General features: G+C 59.1%; 21 protein-coding genes. 15 read left to right on the forward strand and 6 right to left on the reverse strand.

Annotated elements, in window-relative coordinates; all coding sequences use genetic code 11:
• Positions 1 to 50: 50 nt before the first annotated feature.
• Both HYE77_RS26910 and HYE77_RS26915 read right to left on the reverse strand, forming a co-directional pair.
• On the reverse strand, positions 51 to 2,861 hold the full coding sequence (locus HYE77_RS26910) for an FAD-binding and (Fe-S)-binding domain-containing protein (RefSeq protein WP_177069918.1): 2,811 nt from the start codon (positions 2,859 to 2,861) through the stop codon (positions 51 to 53).
• A gap of 70 nt (positions 2,862 to 2,931) precedes the next feature.
• Complete coding sequence (locus tag HYE77_RS26915) at positions 2,932 to 4,626, reverse strand: lactate permease LctP family transporter (RefSeq protein ID WP_102604506.1); 1,695 nt, start codon at positions 4,624 to 4,626, stop codon at positions 2,932 to 2,934.
• A 261-nt stretch (positions 4,627 to 4,887) separates the two neighbouring features.
• Here HYE77_RS26915 and HYE77_RS26920 point away from each other — a divergent pair, with 261 nt between their 5' ends.
• The gene (locus tag HYE77_RS26920; RefSeq protein ID WP_003212240.1) at positions 4,888 to 5,655 is read left to right on the forward strand and encodes an FCD domain-containing protein; all 768 of its coding nucleotides are present in this window, start codon (positions 4,888 to 4,890) and stop codon (positions 5,653 to 5,655) included.
• A 55-nt stretch (positions 5,656 to 5,710) separates the two neighbouring features.
• Here the strand turns inward: HYE77_RS26920 and smpB are convergent, their stop codons facing one another.
• Entirely contained in the window at positions 5,711 to 6,193 is a 483-nt protein-coding gene (gene smpB / locus HYE77_RS26925; RefSeq protein ID WP_003212238.1) for an SsrA-binding protein SmpB, read from the reverse strand.
• A gap of 168 nt (positions 6,194 to 6,361) precedes the next feature.
• Here smpB and HYE77_RS26930 point away from each other — a divergent pair, with 168 nt between their 5' ends.
• Together HYE77_RS26930 and HYE77_RS26935 are read left to right on the forward strand one after the other, a co-directional pair.
• Entirely contained in the window at positions 6,362 to 6,796 is a 435-nt protein-coding gene (locus HYE77_RS26930; protein ID WP_003212236.1) for a type II toxin-antitoxin system RatA family toxin, read from the forward strand.
• Positions 6,789 to 7,103, forward strand: coding sequence for an RnfH family protein (locus tag HYE77_RS26935; protein WP_003212234.1), 315 nt, complete (start codon positions 6,789 to 6,791; stop codon positions 7,101 to 7,103). The genes HYE77_RS26930 and HYE77_RS26935 overlap by 8 nt, the downstream gene beginning before the upstream one ends.
• 62 nt (positions 7,104 to 7,165) lie before the next feature.
• Here the strand turns inward: HYE77_RS26935 and HYE77_RS26940 are convergent, their stop codons facing one another.
• Complete coding sequence (locus HYE77_RS26940; RefSeq protein WP_003212232.1) at positions 7,166 to 7,693, reverse strand: outer membrane protein assembly factor BamE; 528 nt, start codon at positions 7,691 to 7,693, stop codon at positions 7,166 to 7,168.
• Between the two features lie 98 nt (positions 7,694 to 7,791).
• Between HYE77_RS26940 and fur the strand changes: the two genes are divergently transcribed.
• Positions 7,792 to 8,196, forward strand: coding sequence for a ferric iron uptake transcriptional regulator (fur, locus tag HYE77_RS26945; protein WP_003212228.1), 405 nt, complete (start codon positions 7,792 to 7,794; stop codon positions 8,194 to 8,196).
• A gap of 96 nt (positions 8,197 to 8,292) precedes the next feature.
• Here fur and recN read toward each other — a convergent pair whose 3' ends face one another.
• Positions 8,293 to 9,966: a DNA repair protein RecN gene (gene recN, locus HYE77_RS26950; RefSeq protein WP_087693402.1), complete on the reverse strand. Its 1,674-nt coding sequence runs from the start codon at positions 9,964 to 9,966 to the stop codon at positions 8,293 to 8,295.
• Between the two features lie 253 nt (positions 9,967 to 10,219).
• Here recN and grpE point away from each other — a divergent pair, with 253 nt between their 5' ends.
• The 8 genes from grpE (at position 10,220) to HYE77_RS26990 (ending at position 20,686) form a co-directional block, all read left to right on the forward strand.
• The gene (gene grpE, locus HYE77_RS26955; protein ID WP_003212224.1) at positions 10,220 to 10,780 is read left to right on the forward strand and encodes a nucleotide exchange factor GrpE; all 561 of its coding nucleotides are present in this window, start codon (positions 10,220 to 10,222) and stop codon (positions 10,778 to 10,780) included.
• 102 nt (positions 10,781 to 10,882) lie between these two features.
• Positions 10,883 to 12,799: a molecular chaperone DnaK gene (gene dnaK / locus HYE77_RS26960; protein ID WP_003212222.1), complete on the forward strand. Its 1,917-nt coding sequence runs from the start codon at positions 10,883 to 10,885 to the stop codon at positions 12,797 to 12,799.
• A gap of 316 nt (positions 12,800 to 13,115) precedes the next feature.
• Positions 13,116 to 14,240 (forward strand): molecular chaperone DnaJ, encoded by a 1,125-nt coding sequence (dnaJ, locus tag HYE77_RS26965; RefSeq protein ID WP_003212219.1) that lies wholly within the window; start codon positions 13,116 to 13,118, stop codon positions 14,238 to 14,240.
• Positions 14,241 to 14,250: 10 nt separating this feature from the next.
• Complete coding sequence (gene dapB / locus HYE77_RS26970; RefSeq protein WP_003212216.1) at positions 14,251 to 15,057, forward strand: 4-hydroxy-tetrahydrodipicolinate reductase; 807 nt, start codon at positions 14,251 to 14,253, stop codon at positions 15,055 to 15,057.
• Positions 15,058 to 15,316: 259 nt separating this feature from the next.
• Entirely contained in the window at positions 15,317 to 16,453 is a 1,137-nt protein-coding gene (gene carA / locus HYE77_RS26975) for a glutamine-hydrolyzing carbamoyl-phosphate synthase small subunit (RefSeq protein WP_003212214.1), read from the forward strand.
• Positions 16,454 to 16,558: 105 nt separating this feature from the next.
• Positions 16,559 to 19,780 carry a carbamoyl-phosphate synthase large subunit gene (gene carB / locus HYE77_RS26980; RefSeq protein ID WP_003212212.1) on the forward strand — a complete coding sequence of 1,074 codons (3,222 nt, stop codon included), beginning with the start codon at positions 16,559 to 16,561 and terminating at the stop codon, positions 19,778 to 19,780.
• Positions 19,777 to 20,253, forward strand: coding sequence for a transcription elongation factor GreA (greA, locus tag HYE77_RS26985; protein WP_003212209.1), 477 nt, complete (start codon positions 19,777 to 19,779; stop codon positions 20,251 to 20,253). Before carB ends, greA begins: the two co-directional genes overlap by 4 nt.
• 28 nt (positions 20,254 to 20,281) lie before the next feature.
• On the forward strand, positions 20,282 to 20,686 hold the full coding sequence (locus HYE77_RS26990; protein ID WP_003212207.1) for a hypothetical protein: 405 nt from the start codon (positions 20,282 to 20,284) through the stop codon (positions 20,684 to 20,686).
• Between the two features lie 8 nt (positions 20,687 to 20,694).
• On the opposite strand, the gene yhbY is transcribed toward HYE77_RS26990, so the two are convergent.
• Complete coding sequence (gene yhbY, locus HYE77_RS26995; protein WP_003212205.1) at positions 20,695 to 21,003, reverse strand: ribosome assembly RNA-binding protein YhbY; 309 nt, start codon at positions 21,001 to 21,003, stop codon at positions 20,695 to 20,697.
• 105 nt (positions 21,004 to 21,108) lie between these two features.
• On the opposite strand from yhbY, the gene rlmE reads away from it, so the two are divergent.
• The 3 genes from rlmE (at position 21,109) to folP (ending at position 24,730) form a co-directional block, all read left to right on the forward strand.
• Positions 21,109 to 21,759 carry a 23S rRNA (uridine(2552)-2'-O)-methyltransferase RlmE gene (gene rlmE / locus HYE77_RS27000; protein WP_003212203.1) on the forward strand — a complete coding sequence of 217 codons (651 nt, stop codon included), beginning with the start codon at positions 21,109 to 21,111 and terminating at the stop codon, positions 21,757 to 21,759.
• 200 nt (positions 21,760 to 21,959) lie between these two features.
• Positions 21,960 to 23,870 (forward strand): ATP-dependent zinc metalloprotease FtsH, encoded by a 1,911-nt coding sequence (gene ftsH, locus HYE77_RS27005; RefSeq protein WP_008436840.1) that lies wholly within the window; start codon positions 21,960 to 21,962, stop codon positions 23,868 to 23,870.
• Between the two features lie 8 nt (positions 23,871 to 23,878).
• Complete coding sequence (gene folP / locus HYE77_RS27010; protein ID WP_087693399.1) at positions 23,879 to 24,730, forward strand: dihydropteroate synthase; 852 nt, start codon at positions 23,879 to 23,881, stop codon at positions 24,728 to 24,730.
• The last annotated feature ends 3 nt before the right edge of the window (positions 24,731 to 24,733 follow it).

A 24,733-nucleotide genomic window follows, 5' to 3' on the forward strand; every position in this document is an offset into this window, starting at 1 on the left:
TAGTCGAAAAACCCCGAAATCATTAGGTTTTGCACCCAAAGAGGGCGGCCCTAGTGGGCGCGCGCCTGGGTTACTCGATCCACCAGGTACACCAGGCCGTGGTAATCAATTCCACCGTGTTGTGTCAGGCCAATCTCACACGTACGGCTGGTGGAGATGCCCTCGCTGCAATACTGCACGGCGTCTTTGAGGCTGCGCAGTGAGTGCGCGTTCAGCTCTGGCGTGGTGAAGCCTTTGTCGCCGGCAAACCCGCAGCAATGAATGCCTTCGGGGATCACCACGTTTTTGCTGCACTGCCTGGCCAGGTCGATCAGCGCCTGGCTCTCTCCCAGGTGTTGGGTGCTGCAGGTGACGTGCACGGCGATCGGGGCTTCCTGGGGGGTGAAGTCGAGGCGGTCCATCAGGTGCGTGCGGATAAAGCGTACCGGGTCGTAGAGGTCGAGGCGGGTTTCGGCCAGGTCCTGGACCAGGCGCAGGGTGCACGGGCTGGTGTCGCAGTAGATCGGGTCGAGGCCGCCACGGCTGGCGTGGAGCAGGGCGCCGATCAGTTCCTGGCGTTTGTGTTCGGCTTGTTCGGCGTAGCCCTTGGATGCGAATGGTTGGCCGCAGCAGAGGTTGTCCTGATTGTCGGGAAAGACTACCTGGTAACCGGCTTTTTCCAGCAGGCCACGGGTTTTGTCGTACAGCGACATCTGTTCGTGGTCGCCGGCTGCCGGGCCCATCGCACGTGAGACGCAGGCGGCGAGGTACACCACGCGGGGTCTCTCATCGCTCACGGCGGGGCTGAAGCGAATGGCCTTTTCCGGTTGCGGCATGGCGTTGGTCCACTGCGGGATTTGCCCCTTGGACAGCCGGGTTACCGTGGCCGAGAGCTTCGCCAGTCGCGGCGCGCCCAGCAGCATGCGCGCACCGTTGGCCACGTGCAGGGTGAAGCGCGCACCTTGCAGTGCCGTGGCGAAATGCGTCGACAACCATTCGGCGGTTTTCGTACGGTCGGCGTCGCGGCTGCGCAGCTTTTTCACCAAGTCGCCGGTATTGATGCCTACCGGGCAGCGCTGGGCACAAAGCCCGGTCGCCGCGCAGGTGTCGATGCCCTGGTATTGATAGGCCGCTTCCAGTTCGGTGGTATCGATACCGGCGCGTCTCCGGGCCTGGATATCGCGCCAGATCACGATGCGCTGGCGCGGGCTCAGGGTCAGTCCCTTCGATGGGCACACCGGCTCGCAGAAACCGCACTCGATGCACTTATCCACAAGCTCGTCGGCGGCGGGCAGTGGCTTGAGGTGCTTGAGGTGGATTTGCGGGTCTTCGCTGAGCACCACGTCCGGGTTGAGAATGCCGTTGGGGTCAAGCAGGCGCTTGAGCTGCCACATCAATTGGTAGGCATCGCTGCCCCATTCCAGTTCGACAAAGGGCGCCATGTTGCGACCGGTACCGTGCTCGGCCTTCAGCGAGCCGCCAAACTCCACGGCCACCAACTGGGCGACGTCGTCCATGAACGCCTGGTAGCGTGCGACTTCTTGCGCGCTGTTGAAGCCTTGGGTGAACACAAAGTGCAGATTGCCTTCCAGGGCGTGTCCGAAAAGGATCGCTTCGTCGTAGTGATGTTTGTCGAACAACTCGATCAGGCGATTAACGCCAATGGCCAGTTGTTCCACCGGGAAGGTGACGTCTTCGATAATTACGGTGGTGCCGGTTTTACGCACGGCGCCCACGGCGGGGAAGGTGTCTTTGCGGATCGCCCACAGGCGCGCGTTTTCCACCGGGTCTTCGGTGAAGTCGACTTGTTTCTCCACTGGGAAGCTGGCCAGGGAGGCCATGATCAGCGCCAGTTGCTCATGCAGCAGCGAGGGCGAGGCGGCGCGGGATTCGATCAGCAGGGCGCAGGCATTTTCCGATAGGTGCTGTACGAAAGCCGGCATGCCGGGTTTGTCCTGCACCGAACGCATGCTGCGGCGGTCCAGTAGTTCAACCGCTGAAACAGGTTGGGTTTTGAGTACCGTCACCGCGTTGCAGCAGGTTTCCACATCCGGGAACACGATCAGGGCCGAGGCTTTGTTCGGGTGGTCGATCACCGTGTCGTAGGTCACTGCGCTGATAAAACCCAGGGTGCCTTCGGAGCCGACCAGCAAATGGCTGAGGATATCCAGTGGCTCGTCGAAATCCACCAGGGCGTTGAGTGACAAGCCGGTGGTGTTTTTCAGACGGTATTTGTGGCGGATTTTTGCAGCCAGCTCAGCGTTTGCCCGGGTTTCGCGACCCAGGGTTGCCAGGCGTTCAAGCAGGTCGCCGTGACGTTGGCGAAAGGCCGCAACACTGGCCGGATCTTCCGTGTCCAGGCGGCTGCCGTCGGCCAGCACCAGGCGAATTCCTGCGAGGGTGTGATAGGTATTCTGCGCCGTGCCGCAGCACATGCCGCTGGCATTGTTGGCGACGATGCCGCCAATCTTGCAGGCATTGATCGACGCCGGATCCGGACCGATCTTGCGCCCGAATGGCGCCAGCCAGGCGTTGGCTTGCGCCCCGATCACGCCGGGCTGCAAGCGGATTTGTGTGCCCTGGCCGCGAATCTCGCGCCCGTTCCAATTGTCCCCCAGCACGATCAGTACCGAGTCGCTGATGGCCTGTCCCGAAAGGCTGGTGCCCGCCGCACGAAAGGTCACCGGCACGCGATCGCGTTGGGCCAGTTGCAGCAGCGCCACCACCTCATCTTCCGACTCGACACGGATCACCAGTTGTGGGATCAGTCGGTAAAAGCTGGCGTCGGTGCCGAAGGCGAGGGTGGAAAGTGGATCGTCGAAACGACGATCTTTCGGGATCAGTTGTGCGGCGTCGCTCAGAAAAGCAGCAGGCAGGCTCATCGGTCCTCCAGAAATAGCAGACGCCGGAATCGCTGCCCGGCGTCGGTTCTTACCCTATCGCGTGCAGGTCTTAGTGCACCAGCATACCGGTGAACCAGTAAGCCTGGGCCAAGGTGATCAGCCCGACGATCGTCGCGAAAAACAGGCTGTGCTTGAGGGTAAAGCGGAACAGGTCGGATTCCTTGCCCACCAGGCCAGTGGCGGCGCATGCCACGGCGATCGACTGCGGCGAGATCATCTTGCCGGTCACGCCGCCGCTGGTGTTCGCCGCTACCAGCAAGGTGTCGTTGACGCCGATCTGGTGCGCGGTGGTGGCTTGCAGCGAACTGAACAGTGCGTTGGATGAAGTATCAGAACCCGTCAGGAATACCCCGAGCCAGCCAAGGAATGGCGAGAAGAACGGGAATGCCGCGCCGGTAGCCGCCAGCACCAGGGCCATGGTTGATGACATGCCCGAATAGTTGGTGACGAAGGCAAAGGCCAGCACCATGCCGATGGAAAGGATCGGCCAGCGCAGCTCATAAAAGGTTTCTTTCAAGGTGGTCAGACCAGTTTTGAAATCAATCTTCAGCACCAGCATCGATACCAGGGCGGAAAAGAAAATCGCCGTGCCTGTGGCGGAAATCGGATCAAGCTTGAATACCGCCGGGATGGCAGTCGGGGTGGCAACGATGGGCGCAACCTTGATCACCAGTTGATCCAGGTGCGGGATCGCAAAGTTGAATACCGAGCTGTACATCGCGCCGCCGGCGGCGAACATCGCCTTGAACGGCTTGAGGGTCCAGATGGTGACCAGCACGGTCAGGATCAGGAACGGCGACCAGGCCTTGAAAATTTCCCCCAGGCTGTAAGGCGAAGCCAGGGTGTTGCGAGGCAGGCCAAAGCCACCGGCGCTGGCAGTGACGGCAGTGCCGGACGTTGCGCCAGCGATTTGCGCGCCGGCACTGCGCTTGGGCTGCCAGACTTTCAGGAACAGGGTCAGGGAAATCAGGCTGGCCAGGGCCGAGGTGATGTCCGGCAGTTCCGGGCCGATGTAGTTCGAGGTGAAGAACTGGGTAACGGCGAAGCTCAGGCCTGCAACCAGTGCGGCTGGCCAGGTTTCCTTGACGCCGCGCAGGCCGTCCATCATGAACACCAGCCAGAACGGCACGAACAGCGACAGCAGCGGCAGCTGGCGACCGGCCATGGCGCCGATCTTGAACGCGTCGATCCCGGTCACTTGCCCGGCCACGATGATCGGAATCCCCAGTGCGCCGAACGCAACGGGGGCGGTGTTGGCAATCAGGCACAGGCCGGCGGCATACAGCGGGTTGAAACCCAGGCCTACCAGCAGTGCGGCAGTAATCGCCACCGGTGCGCCGAAACCGGCGGCGCCTTCCAGGAACGCGCCGAAGCAGAAGCCGATCAGCAGCACTTGCAGGCGCTGGTCGTCGGTAATCGACAGCACGGAGCTGCGGATGATTTCGAACTGGCCGCTCTTGACCGTCAGTTTGTACAGGAATACGGCGGCGACGATGATCCAGGCGATTGGCCATAGGCCGTAGGCGAAGCCATAACCGGCGGCGGCGAGCGCCATGTCGACCGGCATCTGGAAGGCAAAGATCGCCACCAGGATCGACAGTGCCAGGGTGATGCTGCCCGCAACGTGGCCTTTGAGGCGAAACACCGCCAGGGCCAGGAAGAAAAATACGATAGGAATGACGGCGGCCAGTGCGGACAGGCCGAGGCTGCCGAGCGGGCTGTAGAGCTGTTGCCAGGTTTGCATATGGGGTGGCCCCTAATTGTTGTTGGTCAGGCACTGCTTGGATGATTTGGGTAATTGGTATTACCAATTTACAATCACCGTTGGCTAGGTTAAAAGCCTTCTGGGGGATGTGTCAATTTGCCGCTTGTGAATCTTTGGTCGTAGGTCGGGGTTGGTGGGGGCTGATTGGCTTAAACGAGGGCGTTCTGATAGGTGCCGGATACGCGGCGATAGGCCAGAATAGGGGCCCCGGCGAGTGGTCGGGATGGTGGAGAGTGAGCTATGGGGTTTGATCAGGTGCGTCAGCGCCGTTTGTCTGACGACATCGTCGAGCAGCTTGAGGGCATGATCCTTGAGGGCACGCTGAAGTCGGGCGAGCGCTTGCCGGCCGAGCGCGCACTGGCCGAGCAGTTCGGGGTGTCGCGGCCGTCGTTGCGTGAGGCGATCCAGAAGCTGGTGGCAAAAGGTTTGCTGATCAGTCGCCAAGGTGGTGGCAATTATGTGGTGGAGTCGCTGGGTTCAACCTTCAGTGATCCGCTGCTGCATCTGCTGGAAAATAATCCGGAGGCTCAGCGTGATCTTCTGGAGTTTCGTCAGACCCTGGAGGCCTCTTGCGCGTATTACGCAGCGTTGCGTGCCACTGAGGTGGACCGCGAGCGGCTGACCGCGGCGTTCGAGGAGTTGCAGGATTGCTACACGCGGTCGGATGAAGTGAGTCGGGCGGAAGAGGGCGCGGCGGATGCGAGGTTTCACCTGGCCATCGCCGAGGCCAGCCATAACGCGGTATTGCTGCACACCATTCGCGGCCTGTTCGACCTGCTCAAGCGTAATGTGGTGACCAATATTGGCGGCATGTACCAGCAGCGTACGGAGACCCGCGACATGCTGATCAATCAGCATCGGGACCTGTACCTGGCGATTATCGAGGGGCGTGCCGAGCAGGCACGGGAAGTCTCAACACGTCACCTGCTGTATGTGCAGGAAGTGCTGGAGGAAGTGCGGCAGGAGGTTCAGCGCATGGCCCGGGCGGAACGGCGCAAAGGGATGTAGCAAATGCTGTGGATGAGGGAGCGGGCTCCGTCATCCACATCAAGTCACAAGAAAGTCAGTCTTCCTTGCCCTTGTTGCGCACGGCACGCTGCAATTCCCGGTTGGAATCGCGCTCGCGCTCGGTATCACGCTTGTCGTATTCCTTCTTGCCCTTGCCCAGTGCGATCTCGCACTTGACCAGGTGCTTGCTCCAGTACCACGACAGGCAGACACAGGCGTAGCCCTTTTGCTGCACGGCGGCGTGGAGCTTTTCCAGCTCGCGGGCATTGAGCAACAGCTTGCGCGTGCGCACCGGGTCGGCGATTACGTGGGTGCTGGCGGTCATCAGCGGCGTGATATGACTGCCGAGCAGCCATGCCTCGCCGTCTTTGAGCAGCACATAACTGTCGACCAGCTGCAGCTTGCTGGCACGCAGACTTTTTACTTCCCAGCCGGCCAGGACCAGACCAGCCTCGAAACGATGTTCGATGAAGTAATCGTGTCGCGCCTTTTTATTTTGCGCGATGGTCCCTGTTGGGTGTTTCTTTTGTTTAGCCATAGGGGCGGCATTATAGGGAGTTGCGAGCGCGTCGGCTACGGTCAACCTGCGTGCTTGAGCGTGTTGAATGAATCCCGGACAATGCAGGCTGGTTTTTGATTTTTTTCTTTCGCGAATCCTGTTGTCCTTTCGCGATGTTTGCCGCTCAGCTGTGGAAATAACGCTCACATGACGACGCATATTCAACGTTCGGCCCTGCTGCCTTATCCGGCACAGGCGCTCTATGACCTGGTCAACGACGTGGCGCGTTACCCGGAGTTCCTGCCTTGGTGTTCGACTGCCGAGGTGTTGGAGAGCAGTGATGAGCACATGGTTGCCAGCGTGGGGGTGGCAAAGGGCGGCTTGAGCCAGCACTTTGTCACGCGCAACACGCTGGTGCCCGGGCAGTCCATCGAGATGAATCTCGAAGAAGGTCCGTTCACTCAGTTGCACGGTGTGTGGGTGTTCAAGGCGTTGAACGAGAAAGCCTGCAAGATCAGCCTGGACCTGTCGTTCGACTATGCCGGCCCTATCGTGCGTGCCACCCTGGGGCCACTGTTCAATCAGGCGGCCAATACTCTGGTGGACGCGTTTTGCCAGCGCGCCAAGCAAATGCATGGCTGAGCCATTGGTTGAAATCGAGGTGGTGTACGCCGCGGTGGATCGCCAGGTGTTGATGAGCCTGGCAGTAGCGCCGGGCTCAACCCTCAGGGCCGCAGCGTTGGGCTCGGGAATGGCTGCGCAATTTCCGGAGCTGAATCTGCAGGATTGCCCCTTGGGGATTTTCGGCAAGGTGGTGGCAGACGCTGACGTGCGTGTGGTGCAGGCTGGAGACCGAATCGAGATCTATCGGCCATTGCTGGCAGATCCGATGGAGATACGTCGCTTGCGTGCGGCGAAGGCTGCCAAGGCAAAACAGCAGAATTCATAGCTTGAGAAACGGCAGACAACAAAAAGCCCGGCATGCCGGGCTTTTTATCGAGCGTTACAAACTTACTGCGGGCTGGCGTCCAGAGGTTCTGGAGTTGGCACCGGAACGGTTTGCACGCCGTCGACGCCTTTCTGGATCTCGTCCAGCAACGAGCCAGGCTTGGCCGGTACCTCGGACTTGGGCTTCTCCTCGTTCTGCGCGGGCGCAGGAGCGGTGGTGCCGTTGTCCTTGCCCAGCAAGGCTTCATCGCGGCTTACGCCCGGTTTGAAGTCCCCCGACAGGCTGACGAGCTGGTCATTGCCATTGAAGATGACGCTGACCCGCTCCTGCTGGCGTTCACCGCCACCAGGTTGGATGCTATAGAGATAATCCCAGCGATCGGCATGGAATGTGTCGGTCAGCAGGGGATTGCCCATGATAAACCGTACTTGCCGTCGGGTCATTCCCGGGCGTAACTGGTCTATCATGTCCTGCGTGACGACATTGCCCTGCTGGATGTCGATTTTGTAAACCCCGGGGAATGAACAACCGGCGAGTGCGAGCAGTCCCACAAAGGTGAAACTGGTTAGCAAGAGCTTGGTGTTTTGCATCGGTGGGCGACTTCCACTATCTTGGCTGGGACAACGTAAACGCCGATCATACCCGTATTAAGAGAAGCTGCGAAGCAGCATCCGCGAGAAAGCTAACCATGGTTGAAAATAGCGAACTACGCAAAGCCGGTCTTAAAGTGACTCTGCCACGAGTCAAGATTCTACAAATGCTCGATTCTGCTGAGCAGCGCCACATGAGTGCCGAGGATGTATACAAGGCGCTGATGGAGTCTAACGAGGACGTCGGCCTGGCCACGGTTTACCGTGTTCTGACCCAGTTTGAAGCAGCAGGACTGGTGGTTCGTCATAATTTCGACGGCGGTCATGCAGTGTTCGAACTGGCCGACGGCGGTCATCACGACCACATGGTTGACCTGGATACCAATGAGGTTATCGAGTTCACCAGTCCGGAAATCGAGAAGCTCCAGCACATGATCGCTGAGCAGCATGGATTCGATTTGGTGGACCACAATCTGGTTCTCTACATACGTAAGAAAAAGTAAGAAAGCTACGCAGATTCGCTCTGCGAAACGATCGAAGGCGACCCTAGGGTCGCCTTCGTGCTTTCTATAGAAAGAAAATACTCAGTAAGCCAGGCTTCAGACCTTCGCGGTTACCACCATTTTCTTCGCGTGAGCCAGGGACTCCTTGGTCAGGTCGATGCCGCCGAGCATCCGCGCCACTTCTTCTACCCGTTCGGTCTTGTTCAGCTTGGACACGGCGGTATGGGTCGCATCGCTGCCTCGCACCTTGTGCACGAACAAGTGCTGATGCCCTTGGGCGGCTACTTGTGGCAAGTGGGTAACGGTCAGTACCTGGCCGCGATCGCCCAGCCGGCGCAGCAACTGGCCCACGATCTCGGCCGTCGGGCCGCCGATCCCTACGTCCACTTCATCGAATACCAGTGTTGGCACGCGAGAGGTCTGGGCTGTGATCACCTGAATCGCCAGGCTGATCCGCGACAGCTCGCCGCCGGAAGCTACCTTTGCCAGTGCCTTGAGTGGCTGGCCCGGGTTCGCGCTGACCAGCAGTTCTACCTGTTCAAGGCCGTTGGGCAGCAGCTCATTGCTGGTGTTGGTGTGCAACTCGATGGTGAAGCGCCCGCCGGGCATGCCCAGGCGCTGGATTTCCTGCTCTACCGCACTGGCCAGGCCGGTCGCTGCCTGATGGCGCAGGTCGCTGAGTTCTCGGGCTTTCTCGTGATAATGGCGAGCGAAGGACGCCAGCTCTTCACCCAGTCGCTCGATGGATTCGTCGTTGGCGTTCAGGGTTTCAATTTCATCCAGCAGCTTTTGCTGCATGGTTGCGACTTCAGTCGGCTGGATCCGGTGTTTGCGCGCCAGGGTGTAGATGGTGTCCAGGCGCTCTTCTATATCCTGCAGGCGGGCTGGGTCGGCATCGAAGTGATCGAGAAAGCGGTTCAGTTCGCCCACGGCTTCTTCTACCTGGATTTGCGCGCTGGTCAGCAAGGTGGTGGCTTCGTTCAGCGAGCCTGATGCGTTATTCACGCTGGATAGCCGGTTCAGGCTGGCAGTCAGGGCGTTGAGCACATTGCCGGAATCACTTTCGCTGCACTGCTCCACCACTTGCCGGCAGATACCCAGCAGGGTTTCGGCGTTGGTGAGGTTCTTGTGTTCCTGTTCCAGTTGCTCCAGTTCCGTCTCGCCGAGCCCCAGGCTTTCCAGCTCTTCCAGTTGGTAGCTGAGCAATTGGTGGCGGGCACGCTGCTCATCGCCGGAGTTGGAAAGGCGCTCCAGCTCCTGGCGGGTCTGGCGCCAGCGCTGCGCAGCCAATTGCACCTGGCGCGCAAGATCGGTGGCACCGGCGTATTCGTCGAGGAGTCGGCGATGGGTGTCGGTTTTCAGCAGGGACTGGTGTTCATGCTGGCTGTGGATATCGATCAGCAGTTCGCCCAGGGCTTTCAAATCGCCGAGCGGGCAGGGCGTGCCATTTATATAGCCGCGGGAGCGCCCTTCGGCCGTGATCACCCGGCGCAGGATGCACGGGCCTTCATTGTTAAGGTCGCGCTCGGCAAGCCAGGCCTCGGCTTCCGGGATATCGGCCAGGTCAAAGGTGGCGAGGATATCGGCCTTGTCGGCGCCCGGGCGTACCACCCCGCTGTCGGCGCGATCACCCAGGGTCAGGCCCAGGGCGTCGAGCATGATCGACTTGCCGGCGCCGGTTTCGCCTGTGATTACGCTCATCCCGCGATCCAGTTCAAGATCCAGATGTTCAACGATGGCGTAGTTATGTACGGACAGGTGCACCAGCATGACGGCCGCTCCCAGGCTTTAGGTCTGGTTATTTATACAGTGTTTTGTTTGGAGGTGACAATCCTGATGCTTAGTCCGATTTGCTTGAATAACTGGCTTTTTAAGCGCAACAGGGAATGATTGATAAGAATTGATCCAGGACAAGTGAAAGACTTTTGGTAACGCCTCGACCCTTGAACCTGAAAATTGTGGCCCCATATACCGGAACAGAAGCGCGAGTCGAGTTCGCGCATGATTTTGAAAGGAGAAATCTATGGCTGACGAACAGACGCAGGATACGCAAAATCCAGACGCCAACCAGGCCGCAGGTGAAGACCTGGCCGCTCGTGTGCAAGTGCTCGAAGAGCAATTGGCAGGCGCACAGGATCAATCGTTGCGTGTTGCCGCCGATCTGCAGAACGTCCGCCGCCGCGCCGAGCAGGATGTAGAAAAAGCTCACAAATTCGCCCTGGAAAAATTTGCCGGTGATCTGTTGCCGATCATCGACAGCCTGGAGCGTGGCCTTGAGCTGTCCAACCCGGACGACGAAAACATCCGCCCAATGCGCGAAGGGATCGAACTGACCCTGAAAATGTTCCAGGACACCCTGAAGCGTTATCAGCTGGAAGCCATCGATCCGCAAGGCGGCGAGCCGTTCAATGCCGAGCATCACCAGGCAATGGCGATGCAGGAAAACGCTGATCTTGAGCCGAACAGCGTATTGAAGGTGTTCCAGAAGGGTTACCAGCTCAACGGTCGCTTGCTGCGCCCGGCAATGGTTGTGGTGAGCAAGGCTCCTGCACCGGTTGCACCTTCTATTGATGAGCAGGCTTGAAATAAGTCGTAACGGCCCCATCTATAAGTCAAGCGTTTAAGTACTGCCGCAGTTAGCCACCACTGCTGCGGCAAAAAAATCTAAGTTTCGGGAGAGTAAATCATGGGCAAAATTATCGGTATCGACCTGGGGACTACCAACTCCTGCGTCTCCGTGCTGGAAAACGGCGTATCCAAAGTTATTGAAAACGCCGAAGGCGCACGCACCACTCCGTCCATCGTGGCTTATGCCAACGACGGCGAAATCCTGGTGGGCCAGTCCGCCAAGCGTCAAGCTGTGACCAATCCGCATAACACCCTGTACGCGGTGAAGCGTCTGATCGGTCGTAAGTTCGACGAAGAAGTCGTACAGAAAGACATCAAGATGGTCCCGTACAAAATCGCCAAGGCTGACAACGGTGACGCCTGGGTTGAAGTGAACGGCCAGAAAATGTCGCCGCCACAAATCTCGGCTGAAATCTTGAAAAAGATGAAGAAAACCGCCGAAGACTACCTCGGTGAAGCCGTGACTGAAGCGGTGATCACCGTTCCGGCCTACTTCAACGACAGCCAGCGCCAGGCGACCAAAGACGCCGGCCGTATTGCTGGCCTGGACGTGAAACGTATCATCAACGAACCAACCGCAGCCGCTCTGGCCTACGGTATGGACAAGGCCAAGGGCGACCACACTGTGATCGTTTACGACCTGGGTGGCGGTACCTTCGACGTTTCCGTGATCGAAATCGCTGAAGTCGATGGCGAGCACCAGTTCGAAGTGTTGGCCACCAACGGTGACACGTTCCTGGGCGGTGAAGACTTTGACATTCGTCTGATCGACTACCTCGTTGACGAATTCAAGAAAGAAAGCGGCATGAACCTCAAGGGTGACCCGCTGGCCATGCAGCGCCTGAAAGAAGCCGCAGAGAAAGCCAAGATCGAACTGTCTTCGAGCAATTCGACCGACGTGAACCTGCCGTACATCACTGCAGACGCTACCGGTCCTAAGCACTTGAACGTGAAAATCTCCCGCGCCAAGCTGGAAGCGCTGGTAGAAGACCTGGTTCAACGCACCATCGAGCCTTGCCGCATTGCGCTGAAAGACTCGGGTATCGACGTTGGCGCGATCAACGACGTGATCCTGGTGGGCGGTCAGACCCGTATGCCACTGGTTCAGAAGCTGGTTACCGAGTTCTTCGGTAAAGAAGCGCGTAAAGACGTGAACCCGGACGAAGCAGTTGCCATGGGTGCTGCCATCCAGGGCGCGGTATTGGCCGGCGACGTGAAAGACGTTCTGCTGCTGGACGTAAGCCCGCTGACCCTGGGTATCGAAACCATGGGTGGCGTGATGACTGCGCTGATCGAGAAAAACACCACGATTCCTACCAAGAAATCGCAAGTGTTCTCGACTGCCGACGACAACCAGGGCGCCGTGACCATTCACGTGCTGCAAGGTGAGCGTAAGCAAGCCGGTCAGAACAAGTCCCTGGGCAAGTTCGACCTGGCCGAGATTCCACCAGCACCACGTGGCGTGCCGCAAATTGAAGTGACCTTCGACATCGACGCCAACGGCATTCTGCACGTAGGCGCCAAAGACAAGGCCACCGGCAAGACTCAGTCGATCGTGATCAAGGCTAACTCGGGTCTGTCCGAGGAAGAAATCCAGCAGATGATCCGTGACGCTGAAGCCAACGCTGACGAAGACCGCAAGTTCGAAGAGCTGGCCGCTGCCCGTAACCAGGGTGATGCACTGGTTCACTCGACTCGCAAAATGATCGCTGACGCTGGCGACAAAGTGACTGCCGAAGAGAAAACTGCAATCGAAGCCGCAGTAGTTGCCCTGGAAGCCGCCGTTAAAGGCGACGACAAGGCTGCTATCGAAGCCAAGGTTGAAGAGCTGTCGAAAGTCTCTGCGCCAGTGGCTCAGAAAATGTACGCCGAACAAGGCCAGCCGGCTGATGGTGCTGCACACCAGGCAGAACCTGAAGCCAAGCACGACGATGTTGTCGATGCCGAGTTCGAAGAAGTCAAAGACCAGAAGTAACTTGGTCGCCCGGTTGACCGCTCACAAGCGGTGACTGGTAGGATGTCGCCGCGCGGGAGCTTGCTCCCGCGTTGGCGTGTCTGGGGTACGCGAATTTTTACAGCATGCGACAACGCTCGGATGCTGGCGGTGTGATCGGGAATGCTCCTGCTTTCCGGACGACAGTCACCGCGTTTTTGGCCGGTTTCCGGTTGAAAGCAGTAACGACCAGGATCGTTGAATTGACGTGAGTTGGGTCCGGGCCTGTATTGGGGCTCAACGAGTTTGGCAAGGCTCAGGAGGGTTTTGCCGGACGTCCTTAAGAGTGCAAAGACTTATGGCAAAGCGTGACTATTACGAAGTGTTGGGTGTGGAGCGCGGCTCCAGCGAGGCGGACCTGAAAAAGGCTTACCGTCGCCTGGCAATGAAGCACCACCCGGACCGTAATCCGGATAGCAAAGAATCCGAAGAGCTGTTCAAAGAGGCCAATGAGGCCTACGAATGCCTGTGTGATCCGAACAAGCGCGCCGCTTACGATCAGTATGGCCATGCCGGTGTCGACCCAAGCATGGGTGGCGGCGGTGCCGGTTTCGGCGGGCAGAACTTCTCCGATATTTTCGGCGACGTGTTCAGCGACTTCTTTGGCGGCGGCCGTGGTGGCCAGCGTGGCGGTGCCCAGCGTGGCAGCGACCTGCGCTACACCCTGGAGCTGAACCTGGAAGAAGCGGTGCGCGGTACCAGCGTCAATATCCGTGTTCCGACGCTGGTCAATTGCAAGCCGTGCGACGGTTCGGGCGCCAAGAAAGGCTCCTCGCCGATCACGTGCCCGACTTGCGGCGGTATCGGCCAGGTACGCATGCAGCAAGGCTTCTTCTCGGTGCAGCAAACCTGCCCGCGCTGCCACGGCCAGGGCAAGATCATTTCCGATCCGTGCGACTCGTGCCACGGCGAGGGGCGTGTCGAAGAGTACAAGACCCTCTCGGTGAAAGTGCCGGCGGGTGTTGATACCGGCGACCGCATTCGTCTGTCGGGCGAAGGCGAGGCGGGCACTCAGGGCGGCCCGACGGGCGACCTGTACGTGGTGATCAATGTGCGCGAGCACTCGATCTTCCAGCGCGACGGCAAGCATCTGTTCTGTGAAGTGCCGATCAGCTTTGTCGATGCGGCCCTGGGTGGCGAGCTTGAGATTCCGACGCTGGACGGTCGGGTCAAGCTGAAGATCCCTGAGGGTACGCAGACCGGCAAGCAGTTCCGTATTCGTGGCAAAGGCGTTGCGCCGGTGCGCGGTGGGGGTGCTGGCGACCTGATGTGCCGTGTGGCGGTAGAGACGCCGGTGAACCTGGGGCGTCGTCAGCGCGAACTGTTGGAAGAGTTCCGCAGCTCCCTGGCTGGCGATGACACTCATTCGCCAAAAACCACCGGCTGGTTCGAAGGCGTGAAGCGCTTCTTCGGCGACCTGTAAGGAAGTGAGTATGCGACGTATCGCGGTGATGGGCGCTGCCGGGCGCATGGGCAAGACCCTGGTCGAGGCCGTGCAGGCGCGCTCGCCGGCCTCCGGGCTGACGGCGGCGATTGTTCGTCCCGGCAGCACCTTGATTGGTGCGGACGCCGGTGAGTTGGCGTCCCTGGGGCGGATCGGCGTTTCGTTGTCCGGCAATCTGGAGCAGGTTGCCGACGAGTTCGACGTGCTGATCGATTTCACCCTGCCGGACGTGATGCTGAAAAACCTGGCGTTCTGCCGCAAGGCGGGCAAGGCCATGGTGATCGGCACAACGGGCCTGAGCGCCGAGCAAAAGCAGCTGCTGGTGGAGGCGGGCAAGGATATTCCAATCGTGTTCGCGGCCAATTTCAGCGTCGGCGTCAATCTGTCGCTGAAGCTGCTCGACATGGCGGCGCGGGTGATGGGTGATGAGGCTGACATCGAGATCATCGAGACTCATCACCGGCACAAGATCGATGCGCCGTCCGGTACGGCATTGCGTATGGGCGAGGCGATTGCCGATGCCCTGGGTCGTGACCTGTCGAAGGTGGCGGTGTATGGCCGCGAAGGCCATACCGGTGCCCGCGCCCACGACACCATCGGTTTTGCCACCGTTCGCGGCGGTGATGTGGTGGGCGATCACACGGTGTTGTTCGCAACCGAGGGCGAGCGTCTTGAGATCACCCACAAGGCGTCTAGCCGCATGACGTTCGCCAAGGGTGCCGTACGTGCGGCGCTGTGGCTTGAGGGTCGTGCGCCGGCCCTGTACGACATGCGCGACGTGCTGGACCTGCATTAAGAAGTAGCTAAAACGGGGTCTCAGGAATATGCTGAGGCCCCGTTTTTACCCGCTAAGCGACGTCCTGTCGCATTCCCCTGCCTTTAAGGCTCATTAGCGGTGGACCAAAAAAGCCTTTTTCTGTAAGCTACAGCTTTAGTGTGTCCACTAAAAGCGCGCAGAATAATTCAGTGAAGAAGCGGGGTGACGTGTCCATACGTCACTCCGCTTTTTTACAACCTGCGATCGCCCTTTCAGGCTTTATTTACGGGAGGTCTTCTTGACTAAGCCAGCCATACTCGCCCTTGCTGATGGCAGCATTTTTCGCGGCGAAGCCATTGGAGCCGACGGTCAGACCGTTGGAGAGGTGGTGTTCAACACCGCCATGACCGGCTATCAGGAAATCCTTACTGATCCTTCCTACGCCCAACAGATCGTTACCCTGACCTATCCGCACATCGGCAACACCGGTACTACACCGGAAGACGCCGAGTCTGATCGTGTCTGGTCGGCTGGCCTGGTCATTCGTGACCTGCCACTGGTAGCGAGCAACTGGCGTAACACGATGTCCCTGTCCGATTACCTGAAAGCCAACAACGTTGTGGCGATCGCCGGTATCGATACGCGTCGCCTGACACGCATCCTGCGTGAAAAAGGCTCGCAGAACGGCTGCATCATGGCCGGTGACAACATCTCCGAAGAAGCAGCGATTGCAGCGGCCCAAGGTTTCCCTGGCCTGAAAGGCATGGATCTGGCGAAAGTCGTCAGCACCAAGGAAACGTACGAGTGGCGCTCCACCGTCTGGGACTTGAAGACCGACAGCCACGCGACCATCGAAGCTTCCGAACTGCCGTACCACGTCGTGGCCTACGACTACGGTATCAAGCACAACATCCTGCGCATGCTGGTCGAGCGCGGTTGCCGCGTGACCGTGGTGCCTGCGCAGACCCCGGCCAACGACGTACTGGCCCTGCAGCCGGACGGCGTGTTCCTGTCCAACGGCCCGGGTGACCCGGAGCCTTGCGACTACGCCATCAAGGCGATCAAGGAAGTGCTGGAAACCGAGATCCCGGTGTTCGGCATCTGCCTCGGCCACCAACTGCTGGCCCTGGCTTCCGGCGCCAAGACCCTGAAAATGGGTCACGGCCACCACGGTGCCAACCACCCGGTGCAAGATCTGGACACCGGCGTCGTGATGATCACCAGCCAGAACCACGGTTTTGCGGTGGATGAAGCGACGCTGCCGGGCAACGTCCGGGCGATTCACAAGTCGCTGTTCGACGGTTCCCTGCAAGGTATCGAGCGCACCGACAAGAGCGCGTTCAGCTTCCAGGGCCACCCTGAAGCAAGCCCGGGCCCGAACGACGTAGCGCCGCTGTTCGACCGTTTCATCAATGAGATGGCCAAGCGACGCTAACTGAGCGGCCTGAGGGCGGCCCGGGAAACCGGCGGCCCCCTCGGGCTCTTCAAAGATTGTTCAAGACGGCTTGCCGACTGACCTGCGGATTTGAGTGACAAACCCATGCCAAAACGTACAGACATAAAAAGCATCCTGATTCTCGGCGCTGGCCCGATCGTGATCGGCCAGGCCTGCGAATTCGACTACTCCGGCGCCCAGGCCTGTAAGGCCCTGCGCGAAGAGGGCTACCGCGTCATCCTGGTGAACTCCAACCCGGCCACCATCATGACCGACCCGGACATGGCCGACGCCACCTACATCGAGCCGATCAAGTGGCAGACCGTTGCCAAGATCATCGAGAAAGAGCGTCCGGACGCCCTGCTGCCAACCATGGGTGGCCAGACCGCCCTGAACTGCGCACTGGACCTGGAGCGCGAAGGCGTCCTGGAGAAGTTCGGCGTAGAGATGATCGGCGCCAATGCCGACACCATCGACAAGGCTGAAGACCGTTCGCGTTTCGACAAGGCCATGAAGTCCATCGGCCTTGATTGCCCGCGTTCCGGTATCGCCCACAGCATGGAAGAGGCCAACGCGGTCCTTGAGCGCCTGGGCTTCCCGTGCATCATCCGTCCGTCCTTCACCATGGGCGGCACCGGCGGCGGTATCGCTTACAACCGTGAAGAGTTCGAAGAAATCTGCGCCCGCGGCCTGGACCTGTCTCCGACCAAAGAGCTGCTGATCGACGAATCCCTGATCGGCTGGAAAGAATATGAGATGGAGGTTGTCCGCGATAAGAAGGACAACTGCATCATCGTCTGCTCGATCGAAAACTTCGACCCGATGGGCGTGCACACCGGTGACTCGATCACCGTTGCGCCGGCACAGACCCTGACGGACAAGGAATACCAGATCATGCGTAACGCCTCTTTGGCGGTGCTGCGTGAGATCGGTGTGGAAACCGGTGGCTCCAACGTCCAGTTCGGCATCTGCCCGGACACTGGCCGCATGGTTGTGATCGAGATGAACCCGCGTGTATCGCGTTCTTCGGCGCTGGCATCGAAAGCTACCGGCTTCCCGATTGCGCGCATCGCCGCCAAGCTGGCGATCGGTTACACCCTGGACGAGCTGCAGAACGAAATCACCGGCGGCGCAACGCCAGCTTCCTTCGAGCCGTCGATCGATTACGTCGTCACCAAGCTGCCACGTTTCGCTTTCGAGAAATTCCCGAAAGCCGACGCCCGCCTGACCACTCAGATGAAGTCGGTTGGTGAAGTCATGGCCATCGGCCGGACCTTCCAGGAGTCCCTGCAGAAAGCCCTGCGCGGCCTGGAAGTGGGCGTTTGCGGCCTGGACGAGAAGCTCGACCTGAGCAACCCGGAAAGCATGAGCGTGCTCAAGCGCGAGCTGACCGTGCCGGGTGCCGAGCGTATCTGGTACGTGGCCGATGCTTTCCGCGCCGGCATGACCGTCGAAGACATCTTCGGCATGAACATGATCGACCCGTGGTTCCTGGTGCAGATCGAAGATCTGATCAAGGAAGAAGAGAAGGTCAAGACCCTCGGCCTGTCCTCCATCGACCGCGACCTGATGTTCCGCCTCAAGCGCAAAGGTTTCTCCGACATGCGTCTGGCCAAGCTGCTGGGCGTGACCGAGAAGAACCTGCGCACCCATCGCCACAAGCTGGACATCTTCCCGGTCTACAAGCGCGTTGATACCTGTGCGGCCGAGTTCGCCACCGACACTGCATACATGTACTCCACCTACGAGGAAGAGTGCGAAGCCGCGCCGTCGGGCCGCGACAAGATCATGATCCTGGGCGGCGGTCCAAACCGTATCGGCCAAGGCATCGAGTTCGATTATTGCTGCGTACACGCCGCTCTCGCCCTGCGCGAAGACGGGTACGAGACCATCATGGTCAACTGCAACCCGGAAACTGTTTCCACTGACTACGACACTTCCGACCGTCTGTACTTCGAGCCGGTAACGCTGGAAGACGTACTGGAAATCTGCCGTGTCGAGAAGCCAAAAGGCGTGATCGTCCAGTACGGCGGCCAAACCCCGTTGAAACTGGCTCGCGCACTTGAAGCCGCTGGCGTACCAATCATCGGCACCAGCCCTGACGCTATCGACCGCGCCGAAGACCGTGAGCGCTTCCAGCAGATGGTTGAGCGCCTGAACCTGCGTCAGCCGCCAAACGCCACTGTGCGCAGCGAAGACGAAGCGATCCGCGCGGCCAGCAAGATTGGTTACCCGCTGGTGGTGCGTCCGTCCTACGTACTGGGCGGCCGGGCGATGGAAATCGTCTACGAAGAAGACGAACTCAAGCGTTACCTGCGTGATGCGGTGAAAGTGTCCAACGACAGCCCGGTGCTGCTGGACCACTTCCTCAACTGCGCCATCGAGATGGACGTGGATGCGGTCTGCGACGGCACCGACGTGGTGATCGGCGCGATCATGCAGCACATCGAACAGGCTGGCGTTCACTCCGGTGACTCCGCTTGCTCGCTGCCGCCATACTCGCTGCCTGCACACATCCAGGACGAGATGCGCGAACAGGTCAAGAAAATGGCCCTGGAGCTGGGCGTGGTCGGCCTGATGAACGTACAGTTGGCGCTGCAAGGCGAAGACATCTACGTCATCGAAGTCAACCCGCGCGCCTCGCGTACCGTGCCGTTTGTTTCCAAGTGCATCGGTGTTTCCCTGGCAATGATTGCTGCCCGTGTGATGGCCGGTAAGACCTTGAAGGAAATCGGCTTCACCAAGGAAATCATTCCGAACTTCTACAGTGTGAAAGAGGCGGTGTTCCCATTCGCCAAATTCCCTGGTGTGGACCCGATCCTGGGCCCGGAGATGAAGTCCACCGGTGAAGTGATGGGCGTGGGCGATACCTTCGGTGAAGCGTTCGCCAAAGCCCAGATGGGCGCCAGCGAAGTGCTGCCGACCGGCGGTACTGCGTTCATCAGCGTACGCGATGATGACAAGCCACTGGTTGCAGGTGTGGCCCGTGATCTGATCAACTTGGGCTTCGAAGTCGTGGCCACTGCCGGGACCGCCAAGCTGATCGAGGCTGCCGGCCTGAAAGTGCGTCGCGTGAACAAGGTGACGGAAGGCCGTCCACACGTGGTCGACATGATCAAGAATGACGAAGTCACCCTGATCATCAACACCACCGAAGGTCGCCAGTCGATCGCGGACTCCTACTCCATTCGTCGTAACGCCTTGCAGCACAAGATCTACTGCACCACCACCATTGCTGCTGGCGAAGCTATCTGCGAAGCGCTGAAGTTCGGTCCTGAAAAAACCGTGCGCCGCTTGCAGGATCTACACGCAGGATTGAAGGCATGATCAAATACCCAATGACCGTCCAGGGCGCAAAAGCCCTGGAAGAAGAGCACGCCCACCTGACCAAGGTCGTCCGTCCAAAGCTGAGCCAGGACATCGGTACGGCCCGGGAATTGGGTGACCTGAAGGAAAACGCTGAATACCATGCTGCCCGCGAGCAGCAAGGTATGGTCGAGGCGCGGATCCGTGACATCGAAGGCCGCCTGCAGAATTCGGTGGTTATCGACGTCACGACCATCCCGCATACCGGCAAGGTGATTTTCGGCACCACCGTGGAAATCGCCAACGTCGAGACTGACGAAAGCGTGGTGTACCACATCGTGGGTGAAGACGAGGCCGACTTCAAACTCGGCAAGATCTCCGTCGGTTCGCCGCTGGCCCGCGCCTTGATCGCCAAGGAAGAGGGTGACGTGGTGGCCGTCAAGACGCCTGGTGGCGTGATCGAGTACGAGATTGTCGAAGTTCGTCACATCTGAAAGACGGCGCCCGCTTCGTGCGGGCGCCATGCTTTGGCAGTTTGCCCAGATGCTTTGGGTTGGCGGCCTATGGCTGTTACATATTGGTGTGCTGCCGGCGCTGGGCCTGATTGGCCTGGCACCGTTGCTGATCGATGAGGTCAGCGGATTATTAAGCGCGTTGCTGGTAGGTTTTGCAGCGGCGTGCGTGACGCTTCAGGCGCTGGTGCTGATCAAGGCCGAAGGCTTGGGGAGTCTGTGGCGGGATATTCGCGGGCAACTGCTGTTGATGGCGCTGTATGCGTGCGCAATGTTTTGCGTGGTGCGCATCTTTCTGCCGGAGGCGTTGCGCTGGCAACTGTTCAGCTATCTTGTGCTAGGGTTTTCCGGGTTGGTGCTGGTTGTACAGCCGGCGCCAGGATGGAGTGGCAGGGCGTGCGAAGCACGCCCGTGACCCTTGTTTCACTTGAAGCGGTGTACGTTCGACAGTTGCTTGTTGGCGCTGAAGTTCTTGCGATACAGCAGCGCCATCTTGCCGATGACCTGAACCAGGTCCGCTTTGCCAGCCTTGCACAGTTCTGCAATAGCTGCCAGGCGCGCCTCGCGATCAAGGATGCTGACCTTGATCTTGATTAGCTCGTGATCGCCCAATGCGCGTTCAAGTTCGGCTAACACACCTTCAGTCAAACCGTTGTCAGCCACAATCAAAACTGGTTTCAGATGGTGGCCAATGGATTTGTACTGTTTCTTCTGCTCTTGAGTGAGCGGCATAATCTGACCCCTGCGTCTGATCTTGTAAAAAGCGGCGGCCAGTTTACCCGAGCGAGTCCGGGACCGCCCAGTTAATCACGACCCGTTTTATTTTCGAGGTGGCCCGTGGCCCGTTCCAAAACTAGCCTTAAGTGGCTGCAAGAGCATTTCAACGACCCTTACGTCAAAATGGCGCAAAAGGATGGCTACCGTTCCCGGGCCAGCTACAAACTGCTGGAGATCCAGGAGAAGGACAAGTTGATCCGTCCTGGCATGAGCGTTATCGACCTGGGTGCCGCGCCGGGTGGCTGGTCCCAGGTGACCAGTCGTCTGATTGGTGGACAAGGTCGTTTGATCGCTTCCGACATCCTGGAAATGGACAGCATCCCTGACGTGACCTTTGTTCACGGCGATTTTACCCAGGATGAAGTGCTGGCACAGATCCTTGAGGCCGTCGGAAATTCGCAGGTAGACCTTGTGATTTCCGATATGGCCCCCAATATGAGTGGATTACCGGCTGTTGATATGCCGCGAGCCATGTTCCTGTGCGAATTGGCACTGGACCTGGCAGGACGGGTACTGCGTCCGGGTGGTGACTTCCTGGTCAAGGTCTTCCAGGGTGAAGGCTTCGACGAGTATCACAAGAACATCCGCAAACTGTTCGACAAGGTACAGACACGCAAGCCTGACTCTTCCCGGGACAGGTCTCGCGAGCAGTATTTGCTGGGTCGCGGCTTCCGTGGCATTGAAGGCGCTGCCAGTGAAGAGCGTTTTTGAGAAATTTGACGGAGGCGATAGGTTTTTTTATATCGCTTTCGTCACGAAGCTTTACGAATATTGTGTAGTCAAAGTTTCACAAAGGGTTACAGACGGCGCCTGCCAGAGTTGTAGGTAATGTAGTAAGTTAGGCCGGTGAATATCATGCGAAGCACGCGCCAGTAGCGGAGCTTGCTTCAGAGGGTAGTTAATTGAACGATATGGCAAAGAATCTGATCCTGTGGTTGATCATCGCGGCTGTCCTCGTGACGGTGATGAACAACTTCTCCAGCCCTAACGAGCCGCAGACCCTCAACTATTCCGACTTCATCCAGCAAGTTAAGGATGGCAAGGTCGAGCGCGTAGCGGTTGATGGCTACGTGATTACCGGCAAGCGCAACGATGGCGACAGCTTCAAGACCATCCGTCCGGCAATCCAGGACAATGGCCTGATCGGCGACCTGGTGGATAACCACGTGGTTGTTGAAGGCAAGCAGCCTGAGCAGCAGAGCATTTGGACCCAGCTCCTGGTGGCCAGCTTCCCGATACTGGTGATTATCGCCGTGTTCATGTTCTTCATGCGCCAGATGCAAGGTGGTGCGGGAGGCAAGGGCGGGCCGATGAGCTTCGGCAAGAGCAAGGCACGCCTGCTTTCCGAAGATCAGGTGAAAACCACCCTGGCTGACGTTGCCGGTTGCGACGAAGCCAAGGAAGAAGTGGGCGAACTGGTTGAATTCCTGCGCGATCCGGGCAAGTTCCAGCGCCTGGGTGGCCGTATTCCTCGCGGTGTGCTGATGGTTGGCCCGCCAGGTACCGGTAAAACCCTGTTGGCCAAGGCCATTGCCGGCGAAGCCAAAGTACCTTTCTTTACCATTTCCGGTTCCGACTTCGTCGAAATGTTCGTCGGTGTAGGTGCCAGCCGTGTTCGCGATATGTTCGAACAGGCCAAGAAGCACGCTCCGTGCATCATCTTCATCGATGAAATCGACGCCGTTGGTCGTCATCGTGGCGCCGGCATGGGCGGCGGTCATGATGAGCGTGAGCAGACGCTTAACCAGTTGCTGGTTGAGATGGACGGCTTTGAAATGAACGACGGCATCATCGTGATCGCTGCAACCAACCGTCCAGACGTACTCGACCCCGCTTTGCTGCGTCCGGGCCGTTTTGACCGTCAGGTCGTTGTCGGGTTGCCAGACATCCGTGGTCGTGAGCAGATCCTGAAAGTGCACATGCGCAAAGTGCCAATGGGCGACGACGTGGCTCCGGCCGTGATTGCCCGTGGTACTCCAGGCTTCTCCGGTGCCGACCTTGCCAACCTGGTGAACGAGGCGTCGCTGTTTGCCGCCCGTACCGGCAAGCGCATCGTTGAAATGAAGGAGTTCGAGCTGGCGAAAGACAAGATCATGATGGGCGCCGAGCGCAAATCCATGGTCATGTCCGAGAAAGAGAAGCAGAACACCGCTTATCATGAAGCCGGTCACGCCATTGTTGGTCGCGTTGTGCCTGAGCATGACCCGGTCTACAAGGTATCGATCATTCCTCGTGGCCGGGCGCTGGGCGTCACCATGTTCCTGCCGGAAGAGGATCGCTACAGCCTCTCCAAGCGTGCCTTGATCAGCCAGATCTGCTCGCTGTATGGCGGCCGGATCGCCGAAGAGATGACCCTGGGCTTCGACGGTGTTACCACCGGTGCCTCCAACGACATCATGCGTGCCAGCCAGATTGCACGGAACATGGTGACCAAGTGGGGTCTGTCGGAGAAACTCGGTCCTTTGATGTATGCCGAGGAAGAAGGCGAAGTATTCCTGGGTCGCGGTGGTGGTGGTCAAGCTGCCAGCTTCTCCGGCGAGACAGCCAAGCTGATCGACTCCGAGGTGCGCAGCATCATTGACCAGTGCTACGGCACGGCCAAGCAGATCCTCACCGACAACCGCGACAAGCTCGACGCCATGGCTGATGCCCTGATGAAGTACGAGACCATTGATGCCGAGCAGATTGACGACATCATGGCCGGTCGTACGCCTCGCGAGCCTCGCGATTGGGAAGGTGGTTCGGGTACTTCGGGCACGCCGCCAGTGGTACAGAACGAACGCCCTGAAGCCCCGATCGGCGGCCCGGCTGCTGACCATTAAGGTTTGAAATGACTTCTGCGTTGTCCTCGACCCGGTTGCCTTGCGGCAGCCGGGTTCTTGATTTGGCCCATACACACGTTATGGGCATTCTTAATGTAACCCCTGATTCCTTTTCCGATGGTGGTCGCTTCAGTCAGCTTGATGCTGCGTTGCGCCATGCGGAAGCGATGGTGGCTGCCGGTGCGACTCTGATTGACGTCGGTGGCGAATCAACCCGGCCCGGTGCGCGCGCAGTTTCTCCCCTGGAGGAGCTGGAACGGGTTGCTCCGATTGTCGAGCGCATCCATCAAGAGCTGGACGTCATCATCTCTGTCGACACCTCGACCCCTGCCGTTATGCGCGAAACTGCGCGGCTGGGTGCAGGGTTGATCAACGATGTGCGCTCTTTGCAGCGCGATGGCGCTCTGGATGCGGCCGCCGCGACGGGGCTGCCGGTTTGCCTGATGCATATGCTTGGCGAGCCGGGCACGATGCAGGACGACCCGCATTACGACAATCTGGTCGGTGAAGTGAAAGGCTTCCTTGCCGAGCGCATGGCTCAATGCGCGGCGGTGGGGATTGCTCCCGAGCGGATAATCCTCGACCCGGGATTTGGCTTTGCCAAGACCTTGCAGCACAATTTAAGCCTGTTCAAGCATATGGAATCCCTGCATGCCCTTGGTCGCCCCTTGTTGGTCGGGGTTTCGCGCAAGAGCATGATAGGTCTGGCGTTGAATCGTCCCGTGGGTGAGCGGCTGCATGGCGGCCTGGCACTTGCGGCACTTGCCGTGGTCAAGGGTGCGCGCATCTTGCGCGTGCATGACGTGGCCGAGACGATAGATGTAGTGCGGATGATCGCAGCGGTTGAATCAGCCGAATAAGAA

Origin of the sequence: Pseudomonas sp. IPO3774 (assembly GCF_013386835.1) — a bacterium.
GTDB lineage: Bacteria > Pseudomonadota > Gammaproteobacteria > Pseudomonadales > Pseudomonadaceae > Aquipseudomonas.

Excerpts from the sequence above, each read along its gene's own strand:
- HYE77_RS26910 (WP_177069918.1), bottom strand. The coding sequence starts at position 2,861 with ATGAGCCTGCCTGCTGCTTTTCTGAGCGACGCCGCACAACTGATCCCG.
- HYE77_RS26915 (WP_102604506.1), bottom strand. The coding sequence starts at position 4,626 with ATGCAAACCTGGCAACAGCTCTACAGCCCGCTCGGCAGCCTCGGCCTG.
- HYE77_RS26920 (WP_003212240.1), top strand. The coding sequence starts at position 4,888 with ATGGGGTTTGATCAGGTGCGTCAGCGCCGTTTGTCTGACGACATCGTC.
- smpB (WP_003212238.1), bottom strand. The coding sequence starts at position 6,193 with ATGGCTAAACAAAAGAAACACCCAACAGGGACCATCGCGCAAAATAAA.
- HYE77_RS26930 (WP_003212236.1), top strand. The coding sequence starts at position 6,362 with ATGACGACGCATATTCAACGTTCGGCCCTGCTGCCTTATCCGGCACAG.
- HYE77_RS26935 (WP_003212234.1), top strand. The coding sequence starts at position 6,789 with ATGGCTGAGCCATTGGTTGAAATCGAGGTGGTGTACGCCGCGGTGGAT.
- HYE77_RS26940 (WP_003212232.1), bottom strand. The coding sequence starts at position 7,693 with ATGCAAAACACCAAGCTCTTGCTAACCAGTTTCACCTTTGTGGGACTG.
- fur (WP_003212228.1), top strand. The coding sequence starts at position 7,792 with ATGGTTGAAAATAGCGAACTACGCAAAGCCGGTCTTAAAGTGACTCTG.
- recN (WP_087693402.1), bottom strand. The coding sequence starts at position 9,966 with ATGCTGGTGCACCTGTCCGTACATAACTACGCCATCGTTGAACATCTG.
- grpE (WP_003212224.1), top strand. The coding sequence starts at position 10,220 with ATGGCTGACGAACAGACGCAGGATACGCAAAATCCAGACGCCAACCAG.
- dnaK (WP_003212222.1), top strand. The coding sequence starts at position 10,883 with ATGGGCAAAATTATCGGTATCGACCTGGGGACTACCAACTCCTGCGTC.
- dnaJ (WP_003212219.1), top strand. The coding sequence starts at position 13,116 with ATGGCAAAGCGTGACTATTACGAAGTGTTGGGTGTGGAGCGCGGCTCC.
- dapB (WP_003212216.1), top strand. The coding sequence starts at position 14,251 with ATGCGACGTATCGCGGTGATGGGCGCTGCCGGGCGCATGGGCAAGACC.
- carB (WP_003212212.1), top strand. The coding sequence starts at position 16,559 with ATGCCAAAACGTACAGACATAAAAAGCATCCTGATTCTCGGCGCTGGC.
- greA (WP_003212209.1), top strand. The coding sequence starts at position 19,777 with ATGATCAAATACCCAATGACCGTCCAGGGCGCAAAAGCCCTGGAAGAA.
- HYE77_RS26990 (WP_003212207.1), top strand. The coding sequence starts at position 20,282 with ATGCTTTGGCAGTTTGCCCAGATGCTTTGGGTTGGCGGCCTATGGCTG.
- yhbY (WP_003212205.1), bottom strand. The coding sequence starts at position 21,003 with ATGCCGCTCACTCAAGAGCAGAAGAAACAGTACAAATCCATTGGCCAC.
- ftsH (WP_008436840.1), top strand. The coding sequence starts at position 21,960 with ATGGCAAAGAATCTGATCCTGTGGTTGATCATCGCGGCTGTCCTCGTG.
- folP (WP_087693399.1), top strand. The coding sequence starts at position 23,879 with ATGACTTCTGCGTTGTCCTCGACCCGGTTGCCTTGCGGCAGCCGGGTT.